Origin of the sequence: Pseudomonas sp. SORGH_AS_0211, assembly GCF_031453455.1 — a bacterium.
Lineage (GTDB): Bacteria > Pseudomonadota > Gammaproteobacteria > Pseudomonadales > Pseudomonadaceae > Chryseomonas > Chryseomonas aestiva.
On the sequence record NZ_JAVIZV010000001.1, the window covers coordinates 174,491 to 189,436 of the forward strand.

Sequence of the window (14,946 nt, forward strand, 5' to 3'; positions counted from 1 at the left end):
GTACGCGAAGCCGTGCCCAGGCTGGCTGCGCCACCCGTGCCTTACGTCATATCGCGACGCGCAGGTCGTGCAGGTGCGGCGCGCTGACCCGGTAGATACCGATCTCGCCGAGCAGGTTCGGCCACAGCTTGCTGGCCCAGCCATGGCGGTGCAGGCGATCCACGGCGAGGCGATCCAGTACCTGGGCACGCTGTTCGCGGCAGAGGCGCTCGAAGTCCTCGAAGGTGCAGAAGTGGATGTTCGGCGTGTTGTACCAGGTGTAGGGCAGGAAATCCGAGACCGGCATCCGCCCCCGGCCGCCCAGGTACAGCCGGCAGCGCCAGTGACCGAAGTTGGGAAAGGTGATGATGCACTGGCGGCCGACCCTGAGCATCTCCTGGAGGATGCGATCCGGATACTGCATGGCCTGCAGCGACTGGGTCATGACCACCACGTCGAAGCTGTCGCTGGCGAAGTTGGCCAGGCCGCCGTCGAGATCCTGCTCGATGACGTTGACGTCCTTGAGCAGGCATTCGGCGATCTTGTCCGGGTCGATCTCCAGGCCGTAGCCGGTGACCTGCTTGTGATCGCGCAGCCAGGCGAGCAACTCGCCGGTGCCGCAGCCGAGGTCGAGGACCCGGCTGCCGGCGGGGATCCATTCCTGAATGATGTCCAGATCGGCGCGCACGGCAGCTATACCTCGATGCGGGTCATGTAGTGGGAGAAGGCCTGCAGATAGCGCGGGATGGGGATGAGGAAGGCGTCATGACCCTGGGGTGCGTCGACCTCCAGGTAGCTGACGTCCTTGCGCGCGGCCATCAGGGCGTTGACGATCTCCTTGGAGCGCGCCGGCGAGAAGCGCCAGTCGGTGGTGAAGGAGACGATCAGGAAACGCGCCTGCACCCCGGCCAGGGTCTTGGCCAGGTCGCCGCCCTGGGCATGGGCCGGATCGAAATAGTCCAGCGCCTTGGTCATCAGCAGGTAGGTGTTGGCGTCGAAGCGGCCGGAGAATTCCTCGCCCTGGTAGCGCAGGTAGCTCTCCACCTGGAATTCGACGCTGTGGAAGTCGTAGTTGAGCTGGTCGGTCTTGAGTTCGCGACCGAATTTCTCGCCCATGGCCTCGTCGGACAGGTAGGTGATGTGGCCGACCATGCGCGCCAGCATCAGGCCGCGCTTGGGGATCACGCCCTTTTCCTGGAAGTGGCCGGCGTGGAAATCCGGGTCCGAAAGGATGGCCTGGCGCGCCACCTCGTTGAAGGCGATGTTTTCCGCCGACAGCTTGGGTGCCGAGGCGATGGCCAGGCAGTGGCGGATGCGCTCGGGATAGCTGATGGTCCACTGCAGCGCCTGCATGCCGCCCAGGCTGCCGCCGATCACCGCCGCCCACTGGGCGATGCCCAGGCGATCGGCCAGGCGTGCCTGGCTGTTGACCCAGTCCTCCACAGTGAGCACCGGGAAGTCCGCGCCATAGGCCCGGCCGGTGTCGGGGTTGGGACTGCTGGGGCCGGTGGAGCCGTTGCAGCCGCCCAGGTTGTTGAGGGCGACGACAAAGAACTTGCGGGTGTCGATGGGCTTGCCGGGACCGATGCAGCTGTCCCACCAGCCCGGCTTGCGGTCGTCCATGCTGTGGTAGCCGGCCGCGTGGTGATGGCCGGAGAGCGCGTGGCAGATCAGCACGGCGTTGCTGCGACTGGCGTTGAGTTCGCCATAGGTCTCGACCATCAGGTCGTAGGCCGGCAGGGTGCGGCCACAGGCCAGGGCCAGGGGCTCGTTGAAGTGCAGCAGCTCGGGGGTGACCAGGCCGACGGAATCTTCGGGAATGACGCTGGGCATTGACGGCTCGTCCGGGGCGGGGCTCGCCAGTCTAAAGAGCACCGCCGGGAGCGGCAAGGGCAGGCGCGGCGCGGCGGCCAGGGACCGCGCCAGCTGTGGCGGGTGGGGCTAGCCGACCCGCGCCAGCGGCAGGGCGACCACGTTGTCGTGGCGTTGGGACGGCGCCGGCCGATTGATCTGCTTGAGCATGTCGCTGACCTCGCTGAGCTGCCCGTGCAGGACGTCCTCGTGCACCTGCAGCCGGCGCACCTGCTCCTGGCTGTTGAGATTCTGCTGGGTGAGCTGCTTGAGCGCCAGCATGCTGGTTTCCAGCAACTGCTTCTGCTCGCGGGTGTGCTGCACCAGCGGGGTCAGGGCGCCGTCGTTCCAGCGCAGCACCTGGGCATGGGCGCCTTCCTGCAGCGCCTGGACCTCCTGCGCGACGGTGGCGAAGAAGCGGCGACCCAGGGCGCTCTGCTCGGTGAGCAGGGTCTTGACCTGGCGCTGCACCTCCTCGGTCTTGAGTTGCAGCTGGCGCAGCTCGCGGACATAGGGGCGGATGCGCAGTCGCGGCGCTTCCAGCGGATGCAGCGGATTCTCGACATTGTGTCGCTGGTAGACCGCGCCGAGCACCTTGTTGGCCCGGTCCGCCTCGTTGTCCAGGGCCAGCAGGTCATGCTCGACCACGCGAAAGAAGCGGGCGATGGACTGGTTGATGCCGACGGTGGTCAGGCTGGTGCGGAATTCCCGGCGGGCGGTGTCCAGATGGGCATCCAGCCGCTCCGGTGCGACCAGGTCGGTCAGCAGCTTGCGCTGCCCGGCGAGCATGTTCTGGGTGGTGCGCAGATCCAGCAGGCGGCGGTGGTAGAGGTCGTATTCCTGGCGCGTGCGCGCAGTCTGCAACTCCAGGCCGGCACCGGGCAGTTCCTCGTCGGCCAGTTGCGCGTACTGGGCGCGAATGGCTTCCAGGCGCTGTTCGATGAGCGTGCGGCTGGCGCCCAGCAGGCCACTGGCCTGCTGCACGATGCGCTGCTGCAACAGGCGCTCGCGGGCGCCGACGATGCGTTCGGCGAGCAGCTGTTCGAGGCTGTCCAGCTGGCTGCGCGCAAGCAGTTCCAGATCGCCGCGGACCTTGCCCAGCAGCGCCTGCTTGGCCGACAGCGGCAGGATGTGCTCGGCCGGCAGCGCCAGTTGCCGGGCGCTGGCCTGGCGGACGTTTTCCAGGGACTGGGCGACATGGGCAACGCCGCCGAGGTCGTCCCAGAGGCTGTCGATCTTGTTCATCACCGCGAACAGCCGCTCCGGGGCATCGCCCAGGGATGGCTTGACGCACTGCTCCCAGAGCGCGAGGTCCGAGGCGGTCACGCCGGTGTCGGCACCGATCAGAAAGAGCACGGCCTGGGCGTGGGGCAGCAGCGACAGGGTCAGTTCCGGCTCGGCGCCGAGGGCGTTGAGACCGGGGGTGTCGAGGATGCGCAGGCCCTGGCGCAGCAGCGGATGGTCGATGCTGATCAGCGCGTGGCGCCAGGCCGGGATGCTGACCAGGCCGTCGCTGTCGAGTTGTTCCAGCTGCTCGGGATCGAAGCCCAGCTGCACGGCGGCGGCGGTTTCCACCTCGCGGGTCTCGGTGACCTTGGCCAGCAGGGCGGCCATGGCGTCCGGGTGGCGGTCGTCCAGGGCGAAGCGCTGCCAGGCCTCGGGCGCCTTGCGCCAGGCGATCAGGCTGCGTTCGTCCAGGCGGCTGTCGATGGGCAGCAGCTGCAGATAGGGACCGTCGGCCGCGGCGTCGAAGAAGATCTCGGTGGGGCACATGGTGGTGCGCCCGGCCTGGGACGGCAGCATGCGCTGGCCGTAGTCGGCGAAGAAGAGGGCGTTGATCAGCTCGGTCTTGCCACGCGAGAACTCGCCGGCGAAGGCCAGGGTGATGCCGTCGGCCTGCAGTTCGCTCTGGCAGGTCGCCAGGGCGGCGTCCAGCGCGGGGGAGGCGAGACGATTACGCTGCAACCAGTCGCGGTAGCGGCCCAATTGGGTATCGAGTTCGGCTTTCCACGTGGCATAGGCATCGACGTGGCGGAACAGGCGTTCCATAGGGGACTTCCTTGACCTGAACAGCAAAGGCTGGACGGTGCCCCAGCGTCCAGCGGGACGTCAATGCCGCCTCCGCCACGACGCGGCAGGCGGTCGTGGCGGAGGCGCGAGTGGTGCGTCAGAGGAAGGGGGCGAGAATCTGCGGCATGCCGGTGGCCGCGGCCAGCTGGCCGATGACGAAGCGGTCCAGCAGATTGATCACGATGAAGGCGAAGATCGGCGACAGATCCAGGCCACCCAGGCTCGGCAGGATGCGGCGGAAGGGCGCCAGCAACGGCTCACAGATCTGGTTGACCAGTTCGGCGGCCGGATTGTGGGTCTGGGGCGCGACCCAGGAGAGGATGACGCTGACGATCAGGGCGAAGAAGAACACCTTGAGGAACAGCGACGCCACGCCCAGCAGGGCCCAGATCAGCAGGGCGGGGAACAGGCCGCCGATGCTGGCGCCGAGCACCACCACCACGACCATCATCAGCGCCAGCTGGACCAGGATCGCCAGCACCAGGGCCGCCAGATCGACGCCGCCGAAGCCGGGGATGATGCGCCGTACCGGCTTGAGCAGCGGCTGGGTGGCGCGCACGGTGAATTGCGACAGCGGATTGTAGAAGTCGGCCCGCACCAGCTGCAGGATGAAGCGCAGCAGGATGATCAGCAGATAGAGACTGCCGAGGGTCTGGATGACATAGACGAGAGCTTGGGCGAAAGCGGACATGGATACTCCTTATCGATCCGGCAACTGGGCCAGTTCCGCAGCCCGGTCGGCCGCGGCGGTGAGGGCTTCTTCCACCAGGTCCGCGAAGGCCCCGGCTTGGAAGGTTTCGATGGCGCGTTCGGTGGTGCCCTTGGGGGACATCACCGAGCGGCGCAATTGTTCGGGACTGCGGTCGCCCTGGCAGGCCATGGCGGCGGCGCCGCGGGCGGTGTGCAGGGTCAGCTGCTGGGCGACCTCGGTCGGCAGACCGAGCTTGGTGCCGGCCTCGGTCATGGCTTCCATCAGCAGGAAGAAATAGGCCGGACCGCTGCCGGAGACGGCGGTGACCGCGTCCAGTTGCCGCTCTTCCTCGACCCAGAGGGCCAGGCCGACCGCGGCGAGGATCTCCTGGGCGCGGGCGCGCTGCCCGGCGGTGACCTGGTCGTTGGCGAACAGGCCGCTGGCACCCAGGCGCAGCTGCGAGGGCACGTTGGGCATGCAGCGCACCAGCGCACGCTGGCCCAGCCAGCGTGTCAGGCTGGCGCAGGTGATGCCGGCGGCGACCGAGACGATCAGCTGGTCCGGGCGCAGATGGGGCGCCAGCTCCTGGCAGACCTCGCTCATCACCTGGGGCTTCACCCCCAGCACTACCACGTCGGCGTCGGCGAGCACGGCGCTGTTGCTGGCCTCGACGCGGATGCCGTGCTCCCGGGCCAGGGCTTCGCGCTTGGCCGGGTTGCGATTGCTGGCGCTGAGCTGCCGGGCCGGCACGCCCTGGGCGAGCAGTCCGCCGATGATGGCGCCGGCCATGTTGCCGGCGCCGATGAAGGCGATGCGGGTGTCGTTCATCGAGACTTCCTAGGTTGAAGAGGCGGCGCCGTAGTCGCGGGCGCCAAAGAGGGCGGTACCGACGCGGACCCAGGTGGCACCCTCGGCGATGGCGGCTTCCAGATCCTGGCTCATGCCCATGGACAGGGTGTCCAGGCCCAGGTTCAGGGCTTCGCTCAAGGTGCGCAGCCGGGCGAAGGCGGCGCGCTGGCTGGCCGGGTCCTCGGTGGGCTCGGGGATGGCCATCAGGCCACGCAGGCGCAGATTGGGCAACTGGCTGACCGCGGCGGCCAGGGCCGGCAGGTCGTCGGGGTGGCAGCCGGACTTGCTGGCCTCGCCACTGACGTTGACCTGCAGGCAGATGTTCAGCGGCCCGCGCTCGGGCGGACGCTGTTCGGCCAGGCGCTGGGCGATCTTCAGGCGATCCACCGAATGCACCCAGTCGAAGTGGCAGGCGATGGGGCGGGTCTTGTTGGACTGGATGGGGCCGATGAAATGCCACACCAGTGGCAGGTCGGCCAGCGCCGGCTGCTTGTCCAGCGCCTCCTGCAGGTAGTTCTCGCCGAAGTCGCGCAGGCCCGCGGCGGCGGCCTCGCGCAAGGCGGCGGCGGGCTTGGTCTTGCTCACCGCCAGGAGGCCGACAGTCGCGGGATCGCGGCCTGCCGTCCGGCTGGCGGCGGCGATGCGTTCGAGTACGGTTGCGCTATTCTCGGCTATCGTGGACATTCAGCCCCTGCTTGCGTCGGCGCATCCGGCAGGCCTCGGCGTACCGGATGAGTGAGTGGCGGTGACCAGGTCAGACCGCCAGTGCTGCGCGGCATTCTACCTGCTTGCTCGACATCTGGGAGTCCCATGGATATCACCGAATTGCTGGCCTTTTCCGCGCGGCAAGGCGCCTCCGACCTGCACCTGTCCGCCGGCCTGCCGCCGATGATCCGCGTCGACGGCGACGTGCGCCGCATCAACCTGCCGGCCTTCGAGCACAAGCAGGTGCACGCGCTGATCTACGACATCATGAACGACAAGCAGCGCAAGGACTTCGAGGAATTCCTGGAGACCGACTTCTCCTTCGAGGTGCCGGGCGTGGCGCGCTTCCGGGTCAATGCCTTCAACCAGAATCGCGGCGCCGGCGCGGTGTTCCGGACCATCCCTTCCAAGGTGCTGAGCATGGAAGAGCTGGGCATGGGCGAGGTGTTCAAGAAGATCACCGACGTTCCGCGCGGGCTGGTGCTGGTGACCGGGCCGACCGGTTCGGGCAAGTCCACCACCCTGGCGGCCATGCTCGACTACCTCAACAACACCAAGTACCACCACATCCTCACCATCGAGGACCCCATCGAATTCGTCCACGAATCCAAGAAGTGCCTGGTCAACCAGCGCGAGGTGCATCGCGACACCCTGGGCTTCTCCGAGGCCCTGCGCTCGGCGCTCCGCGAGGACCCGGACATCATCCTGGTCGGCGAGCTGCGCGACCTGGAGACCATCCGCCTGGCGCTGACCGCGGCCGAGACCGGGCACCTGGTGTTCGGCACCCTGCACACCACCTCGGCGGCCAAGACCATCGACCGGGTGGTGGACGTCTTTCCGGCGGAAGAAAAATCCATGGTGCGCTCCATGCTGTCCGAATCCCTGCAGGCGGTGGTCTCCCAGACCCTGCTGAAGAAGGTCGGCGGCGGCCGGGTGGCGGCTCACGAGATCATGATCGGCACCCCGGCCATCCGTAACCTGATCCGCGAGGACAAGGTGGCGCAGATGTATTCCTCGATCCAGACCGGTGGCGGCCTGGGCATGCAAACCCTGGACATGTGCCTCAAGGCGCTCCTGGCCAAGGGGCTGATCAGCCGCGACGCGGCCCGCGAGAAGGCCAAGACGCCGGAGAACTTCTGATGGATTTCGACAGGTTCCTGCAGCTGATGGTGGACAAGGGGGCGTCCGACCTCTTCATCACCACCGGCGTGCCCCCTTCGATGAAGATCAACGGCCGCATGACGCCGGTCACCAAGGATTCGCTCACGCCGGATCAGTGCCGAGCCATCGTGCTGGGGGTGATGAACGACGAGCAGCGCCAGGAATTCCAGCAGAAGCGCGAGTGCAACTTCGCCATCAGCGCCCCGCGGCATCGGCCGTTTCCGGGTCAGCGCCTTCTATCAGCGCAACCTGGTGGGCATGGTGCTGCGCCGCATCGAGGTGAACATCCCCACGGTCGAGCAGCTGCGCCTGCCGGAGATCATCAAGAAGCTGGCCATGACCAAGCGTGGCCTGGTGATCTTCGTCGGCGCCACCGGCACCGGCAAGTCCACCTCGCTGGCGGCCATGATCGGCCACCGCAACAAGAACTCGGCGGGGCACATCATCTCCATCGAGGACCCCATCGAATACATCCACCAGCACCAGGGCTGCATCGTCACCCAGCGCGAGGTGGGCATCGACACCGAGTCCTTCGAGGTGGCGCTGAAGAACACCCTGCGCCAGGCACCGGACGTCATCATGATCGGCGAGATCCGTAGCCGCGACACCATGGAGCACGCCCTGGCCTTCGCCGAGACCGGTCACCTGTGCCTGGCCACCCTGCACGCCAACAATGCCAACCAGGCGCTGGATCGCATCATCCACTTCTTCCCGGCCGATCGGCACGGCCAGACCTGGATGGACCTGTCGCTCAACCTCAAGGGCATCGTCGCTCAGCAGCTGGTACCCACCACCGATGGCCAGGGCCGCCGCGCGGTGATCGAGGTGCTGCTCAACACCCCGCTGGTAGCCGACCTGATCCGCAAGGGCGAGGTGCATGAACTCAAGGCGCTGATGAAAAAGTCCGGCGAACTGGGCATGCAGACCTTCGACCAGTCGCTCTACAGCCTCTATCGTGACGGTGAGATCAGCTACGAAGCGGCCCTGGCCCACGCCGATTCCGCCAACGACCTGCGGCTGATGATCAAGCTGGGGTCGGAGACGGATGCCGATCACCTCAATCAGACCACCCGTAATCTCTCGGTGGACATGGGCGACGATCCGCCCAAGCGCTTCCGCTAGACCCCCCCTTCGTTCTCCGCTGCCAAGGTCCGCGCCTCGCGCAGGGCTGCCACCAGGGCCTGGCGCGCCTGTGCCTGCTGCTCGGCGTCCGGGGTGCGCAGGATGTAGGAGGGGTGATAGGTGGCAATGATCCAGCGCTCGTCCAGCCGCAACGGTCGGCCCATGAATTGCGCCAGGCCCCGTGGCTTGCGCTTGAGCAGGGCTTCCAGGGCGGTGGAGCCCAGGGCCACCACCACGATCGGCTGGATGTCGCGCAGTTCCTGCTCCAGCCAGTAGCGGCAGGGGGCGATCTCCGGTCCCGGGGTGACGTGCTTGCGTCTCCGGCCCTGGGGGATCCACTTGAAGTGCTTGACCGCGTTGGTGAGAAAGACCTGGCTGCGTTCGAGGCCGGCTTCGGCCAGCGCCGCCATCAGCACCTGCCCGGCCGGTCCGACGAAGGGGCGACCCGCCAGGTCTTCCTGATCACCGGGCTGCTCGCCCAGCAGCAGGATGCGCGCCGTGCGCGGGCCTTCGCCGGCCACCGGCTGGGTGGCCTTTTCCCACAGCTCGCAGCGGCGGCACTCGTCGAGGGTGGTAGGCAGCGGCCGTTCCGGCTGAGCGCGCTCGGCGGCGATCAGCACCTCACGGCCGCTCTGGCGGCCCACGGCCTCGGCCTGGGCCAGGCGCTGGGCGCCGGCTCGGGCCTCGCTGAGCAGCGCCGGGATCAGCGGTCCCTCCGGCAGATCCTTCCAGAAGCGCGCCGGCATGTTGCCCCTCAGGGTGCGCAGATTGGCCCGCGCCGGATTGAAGGTGCTGCGGTAATAGGCGCGCCAGAGTTCATCGCCGGCATTGCGGTCATCGTCTTCCGGCGTCTGCCGCGCCAGCTGCTGCAACTCGCCGGGGCAGGGCTCCACCAGTTGCAACGCCTCGCCATCCCAAAGCGCGGCGGCCTCGGGGGTCGCGATCAGCCAGCTGCTATTACCCATGCGGTCGCAGAAATGTGGCGCCGCCAGGGCCAGGACGTCGTGGGCCGGCTGGTGCCAGGCCACCCAGGCCGGCGGCCCCGCGCTTTCCGCACGCGGCCGAAAACGCAGGAAGGCATGTACATGGTGGATCTCGCGGCGAATCGCCTTGACCCGGCGCTGCAATTCGCTGCCATCCTCGTCACCGGCCAGCATGGCCGCACGTTCCCCCCGCGCGACCCGCCAGAGCACCTGGTAGAGCAGTGCCCAGCGATCATCGCTGCGAAAGCAGGCAGCGTAGGTCAAGGCTTCTGCCAGTTGCGGCGGGATGCGCACGGTGCCGTTGGGTGGGGGAGCCACCGCCTCGACCGGTTCGTCGAACAGATCGCCCAGCCCACGACTCTCCTGCCAGCTCACCTGGGCCGGGGCGATACCCGCCTGGAGCAACCGGCGCGCTTCCTTGCGCCAGCCGGCGAAGGTGCCGTCGAAGTCGACTCTCTGCATCTAGAGCAGGGCGAGCTGAGCGGGCGGTTCGGCGAGTTGCCGGCGCAGGTCGAGGGACTCGGCCAGGCGCGGTTGCGGGCGATAGTCCTGGGTGATGATGAAGGGCCGTGCCTTCTCCACGCTGCATTTCAGGCGGATCAGGTCGGCGTAGCGGATGCGCCGCTCGCGCCTGAGCTCCACCAGCCGCTTGGCCGAGAGCACGCCGATGCCGGGCACCCGGGCGATCAGCGCCTGGTCCGCCCGATTGAGATCCAGCGGGAAGATGGCCCGGTTATGCAGCGCCCAGGCCAGCTTGGGGTCCACGTCCAGCGGCAGCTGGCCATCTTCGGTAGGCAACTCCTCCGCCTGGAAGCCATAGCCACGCATGAGGAAGTCGGCCTGGTACAGGCGGTGCTCGCGCAGCAGCGGCGGCGGTTGCAGCGGCACCGTGCCCGGGCTTTCCGGAATGGGGCTGAAGGCCGAGTAGTAGACGCGCTTGAGGCGATAGGCGCCATAGAGCGTCTGGGCGGTGTCGAGGATGGTGCGGTCGTCGGTGGCATCGGCACCCACGATCATCTGGGTGCTCTGGCCGGCCGGCGCGAAGCGTGGTGCCTTGGCTTCGGCCTCGGCTTCCTCCAGCCCCAGGCGGATGTTGCCCATGGTCTTGCGGATGCTGCTGCCGTTCTTTTCCGGCGCCAGCTTGATCAGGCTGCTCTCGGTGGGCAGCTCGATGTTCACCGACAGGCGATCGGCATAGAGACCCGCCTGGGCGATGATCTCGGGATCGGCATCGGGAATGGTCTTGAGGTGGATGTAGCCGCGGAACTGGTGCTGTTCGCGCAACAGCTGGGCCACCCGGGTCATCTGCTCCATGGTGTAGTTGGAGGAGCGGATGATGCCGGAGCTGAGGAACAGTCCGCTGATGACATTGCGCCGGTAGAAGTCGAGGGTCAGCTGCACCACTTCCTCGGGCGTGAAGCGCGCCCGCGGCACGTTGCTGCTGCGACGATTGACGCAGTACTGGCAGTCGTACTGGCAGAAGTTGGTCAGCAGCACCTTGAGCAGCGCCACGCAGCGCCCATCGGGGGTGAAGCTGTGGCAGATGCCCATGCCATCGGTCGAGCCCAGGCCGTCCTTGCCCTTCGAGCTGCGTTTGGGCGCGCCGCTGCTGGCGCAGGACACGTCGTACTTGGCGGCATCGGCGAGAATGATCAGCTTGTCGGCGAGCTCCATCGAGATCTCCTGGACTGTGATTGCATACAGTATCCAGGAAGCGGAGCGTCGTTCAATGGCTTTGCGCCGGGCGGCGCCGAGTGGAGCGACACTCCGCCGGGCGGTAGCGACCCGGCGGAGCGAGGGGAGGGATCAGGACTTGCGGGTACGCTTGGTACGCGGCTTGTCCGCGACGGGATCGGTTTCCGCCGCCAGAGTGTTGGGCTGCTGCAGCACGCGCTTGGCCGACGCGAACCTCTTGGTCCAGTAGGGCTTGCTCAGGTGGTCGACGCGCACGCTCTCGCCACTGCGCGGGGCATGGACGAACCGATCGTTGCCCAGATAGATGGCGACGTGATCGATGCCGCTGCGCTGACCGGTCTTGAAGAACACCAGGTCGCCGGCCTTGAGATCGCCACGAGCGACCTTGGGGCCCTTGAGCTGGGACAGCTCACGGGAGGTACGCGGCAGCTTGACGTTGTGTACGTCGCGATAGACGTAGTTCACCAGGCCGCTGCAATCCAGGCCGTTTTGCGGATTGGTACCGCCGAAGCGATAGGGCGTACCGACCAGGTCCATGGCGCGGGTCGCGACCTGGGCACCGACATTGCGGGTGGCGGCCTGGGCGGTGGCCTGCTTACGGTGCAGGGCGCTGGTGGCGCGGGCGGCGTGCTTGGCGCGGGCGGCGGAGGCTGCCTGGGTAGGATCCACCTTCGCGACGCGGCGAGCGGCGGCCTTGGGCGCGGGAGCAGCGGAGGCGTGCCGGGCGGCGGTCTTGGGAGCTGAAGCGGCGGTGACATGCCGGGCTGCGACCTTGTGGACCGGAGCGGCAGTGCGCGCTGCAGAGTTCTCTTTCGCTTGCACCGCCGCTGGCAGTACAAGACAGGCGGAGAGCCATGTCAGAAGAAATAAACGCATTGTCGTAGGGGTGTCTGAAGATCGAAGCGAGGGATTCTATACCAACCCTGTGGATATTTTGTGCACCTCTCATCAAGAAATTATGTAATTTTTAGCGGAAAGTGAGGTCCCTTGAGCGCCAACCAGTGAGACTCCCTGGGCATTCATCCAGTTTTCGACATAAAGTCACGGTGAAGGTAAGGGTGTAGGTAAGGCGGGTCTTTTCCTTAAGTCGCGAGGTCGTAGGCATGCGGTATCAGGACACTCACAGCAAGGTCATGGGCTATCTGCTGTGGATCTTCGGTTTTCTCGGCGCCCATCGCTTCTACTATGGCAAGCCAGTCACCGGCACGATCTGGTTCTGCACCCTGGGCCTGCTGGGCATCGGCTGGCTGATCGATCTGTTCCTGATCCCGGCCATGGATCGCGAGGCGGATCTGCGCTTCCAGTCCGGCTCCCTCAACTACAGTCTCGGCTGGATCCTGCTGACCTTTCTCGGCATCTTCGGCGTCCACCGTCTCTACCTGGGCAAGTGGATCACCGCCATCCTCTATTTCTTTACGGCGGGTTTCTTCCTGCTGGGCGTGCTCTACGACTTCTGGACGCTCAACTCGCAGATCTCCGAAGAGAACCGCCGGCGGCTGGTGCGCTAGGTTCGGTTGAACGGCAAGAAGAAGGGGCTCCGCGGAGCCCCTTCTTCTATTCAGGCGTCACGCCGGTAGGTGGTGCGGCCACCTACCAGGGTGCGCTCGACGCGTCCCGCCAGGGTGAGGTCGCGGAAGGGGCAGTTGCGCCCGCGGGACAGCCAGGGCGTCGCGGCCTGGGCGGTCGGCTTCTGGGCGAACAGCACCAGGTCGGCTGGCAGGTCCTTGGCCAGACGGCCCGCGTCGAGGCGCAGGGCCCGGGCCGGACCATGGGTCAGGCGGGCCAGCAGGGTCGGCAGATCCAGCAGGCCGTCTTCCACCAGCGTCAGGGCCAGTGGCAGCAGCAGTTCGACACTGCTGATGCCCGGCTCGGTGGCGGCGAAGGGGGCCAGCTTGGCATCGGCCTCATGGGGCTGGTGGTGGCTGGAGATGGCACCGATCACGCCGTCGCACACCCCGGCTCTCAGGGCGTCGCGATCACGCGCGGTACGCAGCGGCGGCTTGACGTGGTAGAGGCTGGAAAAGCCCTGCAGCGCCTCGTCGGTGAGCAGCAGCTGGTAGAGCGCCACATCGGCGGTCACCGGCAGGCCACGGGCCTGGGCGGCGGCGATCATCTCCACCGCACGGGCACTGGTCAGCTGCCCGAAGTGGGCGCGTACGCCGCTCTGTTCCACCAGCAGCAGATCGCGGGACAGGGCGATGGTCTCCGCGGTCTCCGGGATCCCGGTGAGCCCCAGGAAACTGGCGGTGGGGCCTTCATGGGCGAGGCCGCCATGGGCCAGATCCGCGTCGAGGGCGGTAAAGACCACGGTGAGGTCGAAGGTGGCGGCATATTCCAGCGCGCGCCGCTGTACCCGTAGATTCTCGAAGGGCTGCAGGCCGTTGGTAAAGGCCACGCAACCGGCGTCGCGCAAGGCCATCAGCTCCGACAGCTGCTCGCCGGCCAGGCCCTTGGTCAGGGCGCCGATAGGGTAGACGCGGGCGTGATCGGCGGTGCGCGCCCGGTCGAGGATGAGTTCGGCTACCGCGGTGGTGTCCAGCACCGGACGGGTGGTGGGCGGGCAGCACAGGCTGGTGACGCCTCCGGCCGCGGCGGCGCGGGTTTCGCTGTCGACATTGCCCTTGCGGGTCAGGCCCGGTTCGCACAGGGCGACATCCAGGTCGACCAGGCCGGGGGCCAGGATCAGGCCGCTGGCGTCCAGCTGCTCGTCGGCCTGGAAGCCCTGGGGCGCTTCACCGAGGGCCAGGATGCGGCCCTGGTCGACATGGACATCGCCGATCTGGTCGAGACCGGTGGCCGGGTCGATCACCCGGGCATTGCGGATGCTCAGGCTCACTGCGCATTCTCCTGTAGCTGACGCTGGGCCGTCTGCCCGCTCATGGTCATCGACAGCACCGCCATGCGGACCGCGATGCCGTAGGTGACCTGGTTCAGGATGACCGATTGCTCGCCATCGGCGACCGCCGATTCGATCTCCACGCCGCGGTTGATCGGGCCGGGGTGCATGACGATGGCATCGGGCTTGGCGCGGGCCAGGCGCTGGCGGGTCAGGCCGAACAGCCGGTAGTACTCGCCCTCGCTGGGCAGCAGGCCGCCCTGCATGCGCTCGCGCTGCAGGCGCAGCATGATCACTACGTCCACCCCTTCCAGGCCCTCGGCCAGGTCGGTGCAGGTGCGCACGCCATAGAGCTCTTCGAGGCCGACCGGCAGCAGGGTGCGCGGCGCGACCACGCGGATGTCGCGGCAGCCCAGGGTGCGCAGCGCCAGCATGTCGGAGCGGGCGACCCGGGAGTGCAGGATGTCGCCGACGATGGCCACCGAGAGGTTGGCGAAGTCGCCCTTGTGGCGGCGGATGGTCAGCATGTCGAGCATGCCCTGGGTGGGGTGCGCATGGCGGCCGTCACCACCGTTGATGATGGCCACATCCGGGCAGACGTGCTCGGCGATGAAGTGGGCGGCGCCGGAATCGGCGTGGCGCACCACGAACATGTCGGCGGCCATGGCTTCCAGGTTGCGCAGGGTGTCGAACAGCGTCTCGCCCTTGCTGGTGGAAGAGGTGGAGACGTTGAGGGTGATGACGTCCGCCGACAGTCGCTTGGCGGCCAGTTCGAAGGTCGTGCGGGTGCGGGTCGAATTCTCGAAGAAGACGTTGCACACGGTCTTGCCGCGCAGCAGTGGCACCTTCTTCACCGCCCGGGCACCGACCTCCAGAAAGGAGTCGGCGGTATCGAGCAATTCGGTGAGGAGTTCGGCAGGCAGGTCGTCGAGTGACAGGAAATGGCGCAATTGGCCCTGGGCGTTGAGTTGCAGCGAGCGCGTAGCGTCGGTCATGGCAGCGAA

Annotated in this window: 13 protein-coding genes and 1 pseudogene; 3 read left to right on the forward strand and 11 right to left on the reverse strand. The window is 67.3% G+C overall.

Features of this window, described 5'->3' with window-relative positions; all coding sequences use genetic code 11:
* Positions 1-46: 46 nt before the first annotated feature.
* The 6 genes from metW to QE393_RS00850 all read right to left on the reverse strand — a co-directional run bounded on the left by metW (position 47) and on the right by QE393_RS00850 (position 6,124).
* A complete protein-coding gene (gene metW / locus QE393_RS00825) occupies positions 47-667 on the reverse strand; it encodes a methionine biosynthesis protein MetW (RefSeq protein ID WP_133861462.1) in 621 nt (206 codons plus the stop codon).
* Positions 668-672: 5 nt separating this feature from the next.
* Positions 673-1,812 (reverse strand): homoserine O-acetyltransferase, encoded by a 1,140-nt coding sequence (locus tag QE393_RS00830; RefSeq protein ID WP_310041630.1) that lies wholly within the window; start codon positions 1,810-1,812, stop codon positions 673-675.
* A gap of 108 nt (positions 1,813-1,920) precedes the next feature.
* Positions 1,921-3,879: a dynamin family protein gene (locus QE393_RS00835; RefSeq protein WP_310041632.1), complete on the reverse strand. Its 1,959-nt coding sequence runs from the start codon at positions 3,877-3,879 to the stop codon at positions 1,921-1,923.
* A 118-nt stretch (positions 3,880-3,997) separates the two neighbouring features.
* A complete protein-coding gene (locus QE393_RS00840) occupies positions 3,998-4,591 on the reverse strand; it encodes a YggT family protein (RefSeq protein ID WP_310041633.1) in 594 nt (197 codons plus the stop codon).
* A 9-nt stretch (positions 4,592-4,600) separates the two neighbouring features.
* Positions 4,601-5,419 carry a pyrroline-5-carboxylate reductase gene (proC, locus tag QE393_RS00845; protein WP_310041634.1) on the reverse strand — a complete coding sequence of 273 codons (819 nt, stop codon included), beginning with the start codon at positions 5,417-5,419 and terminating at the stop codon, positions 4,601-4,603.
* 9 nt (positions 5,420-5,428) lie between these two features.
* Entirely contained in the window at positions 5,429-6,124 is a 696-nt protein-coding gene (locus QE393_RS00850; RefSeq protein ID WP_310041635.1) for a YggS family pyridoxal phosphate-dependent enzyme, read from the reverse strand.
* 126 nt (positions 6,125-6,250) lie between these two features.
* On the opposite strand from QE393_RS00850, the gene pilT reads away from it, so the two are divergent.
* Both pilT and QE393_RS00860 read left to right on the forward strand, forming a co-directional pair.
* On the forward strand, positions 6,251-7,285 hold the full coding sequence (pilT, locus tag QE393_RS00855) for a type IV pilus twitching motility protein PilT (protein ID WP_007161666.1): 1,035 nt from the start codon (positions 6,251-6,253) through the stop codon (positions 7,283-7,285).
* A pseudogene (locus tag QE393_RS00860) lies at positions 7,285-8,428 on the forward strand (PilT/PilU family type 4a pilus ATPase). The gene pilT and the pseudogene QE393_RS00860 overlap by 1 nt, the downstream one beginning before the upstream one ends.
* On the opposite strand, the gene QE393_RS00865 reads toward QE393_RS00860, so the two are convergent.
* The 3 genes from QE393_RS00865 to QE393_RS00875 all read right to left on the reverse strand — a co-directional run bounded on the left by QE393_RS00865 (position 8,425) and on the right by QE393_RS00875 (position 11,775).
* Positions 8,425-9,873, reverse strand: a complete 1,449-nt coding sequence (locus QE393_RS00865) for a UdgX family uracil-DNA binding protein (protein WP_310041639.1) — start codon at positions 9,871-9,873, stop codon at positions 8,425-8,427. The pseudogene QE393_RS00860 and the gene QE393_RS00865 overlap by 4 nt on opposite strands.
* Complete coding sequence (locus tag QE393_RS00870) at positions 9,874-11,085, reverse strand: putative DNA modification/repair radical SAM protein (protein WP_017640984.1); 1,212 nt, start codon at positions 11,083-11,085, stop codon at positions 9,874-9,876.
* A gap of 132 nt (positions 11,086-11,217) precedes the next feature.
* Positions 11,218-11,775 carry a C40 family peptidase gene (locus QE393_RS00875; RefSeq protein WP_133861455.1) on the reverse strand — a complete coding sequence of 186 codons (558 nt, stop codon included), beginning with the start codon at positions 11,773-11,775 and terminating at the stop codon, positions 11,218-11,220.
* Positions 11,776-12,209: 434 nt separating this feature from the next.
* Here QE393_RS00875 and QE393_RS00880 point away from each other — a divergent pair, with 434 nt between their 5' ends.
* Positions 12,210-12,614 carry a TM2 domain-containing protein gene (locus QE393_RS00880; RefSeq protein WP_007161671.1) on the forward strand — a complete coding sequence of 135 codons (405 nt, stop codon included), beginning with the start codon at positions 12,210-12,212 and terminating at the stop codon, positions 12,612-12,614.
* A gap of 50 nt (positions 12,615-12,664) precedes the next feature.
* Here QE393_RS00880 and QE393_RS00885 read toward each other — a convergent pair whose 3' ends face one another.
* Together QE393_RS00885 and QE393_RS00890 are read right to left on the reverse strand one after the other, a co-directional pair.
* On the reverse strand, positions 12,665-13,942 hold the full coding sequence (locus tag QE393_RS00885) for a dihydroorotase (protein ID WP_273810123.1): 1,278 nt from the start codon (positions 13,940-13,942) through the stop codon (positions 12,665-12,667).
* Positions 13,939-14,937 (reverse strand): aspartate carbamoyltransferase catalytic subunit, encoded by a 999-nt coding sequence (locus QE393_RS00890; protein ID WP_158893597.1) that lies wholly within the window; start codon positions 14,935-14,937, stop codon positions 13,939-13,941. Before QE393_RS00890 ends, QE393_RS00885 begins: the two co-directional genes overlap by 4 nt.
* Positions 14,938-14,946: the final 9 nt, after the last annotated feature.

What these genes read in the sequence shown, in the direction of transcription:
- QE393_RS00830 (WP_310041630.1), bottom strand. Translation starts at nt 1,812, where the DNA reads ATGCCCAGCGTCATTCCCGAAGATTCCGTCGGCCTGGTCACCCCCGAG.
- QE393_RS00835 (WP_310041632.1), bottom strand. Translation starts at nt 3,879, where the DNA reads ATGGAACGCCTGTTCCGCCACGTCGATGCCTATGCCACGTGGAAAGCC.
- QE393_RS00840 (WP_310041633.1), bottom strand. Translation starts at nt 4,591, where the DNA reads ATGTCCGCTTTCGCCCAAGCTCTCGTCTATGTCATCCAGACCCTCGGC.
- proC (WP_310041634.1), bottom strand. Translation starts at nt 5,419, where the DNA reads ATGAACGACACCCGCATCGCCTTCATCGGCGCCGGCAACATGGCCGGC.
- QE393_RS00850 (WP_310041635.1), bottom strand. Translation starts at nt 6,124, where the DNA reads ATGTCCACGATAGCCGAGAATAGCGCAACCGTACTCGAACGCATCGCC.
- pilT (WP_007161666.1), top strand. Translation starts at nt 6,251, where the DNA reads ATGGATATCACCGAATTGCTGGCCTTTTCCGCGCGGCAAGGCGCCTCC.
- QE393_RS00865 (WP_310041639.1), bottom strand. Translation starts at nt 9,873, where the DNA reads ATGCAGAGAGTCGACTTCGACGGCACCTTCGCCGGCTGGCGCAAGGAA.
- QE393_RS00870 (WP_017640984.1), bottom strand. Translation starts at nt 11,085, where the DNA reads ATGGAGCTCGCCGACAAGCTGATCATTCTCGCCGATGCCGCCAAGTAC.
- QE393_RS00880 (WP_007161671.1), top strand. Translation starts at nt 12,210, where the DNA reads ATGCGGTATCAGGACACTCACAGCAAGGTCATGGGCTATCTGCTGTGG.
- QE393_RS00890 (WP_158893597.1), bottom strand. Translation starts at nt 14,937, where the DNA reads ATGACCGACGCTACGCGCTCGCTGCAACTCAACGCCCAGGGCCAATTG.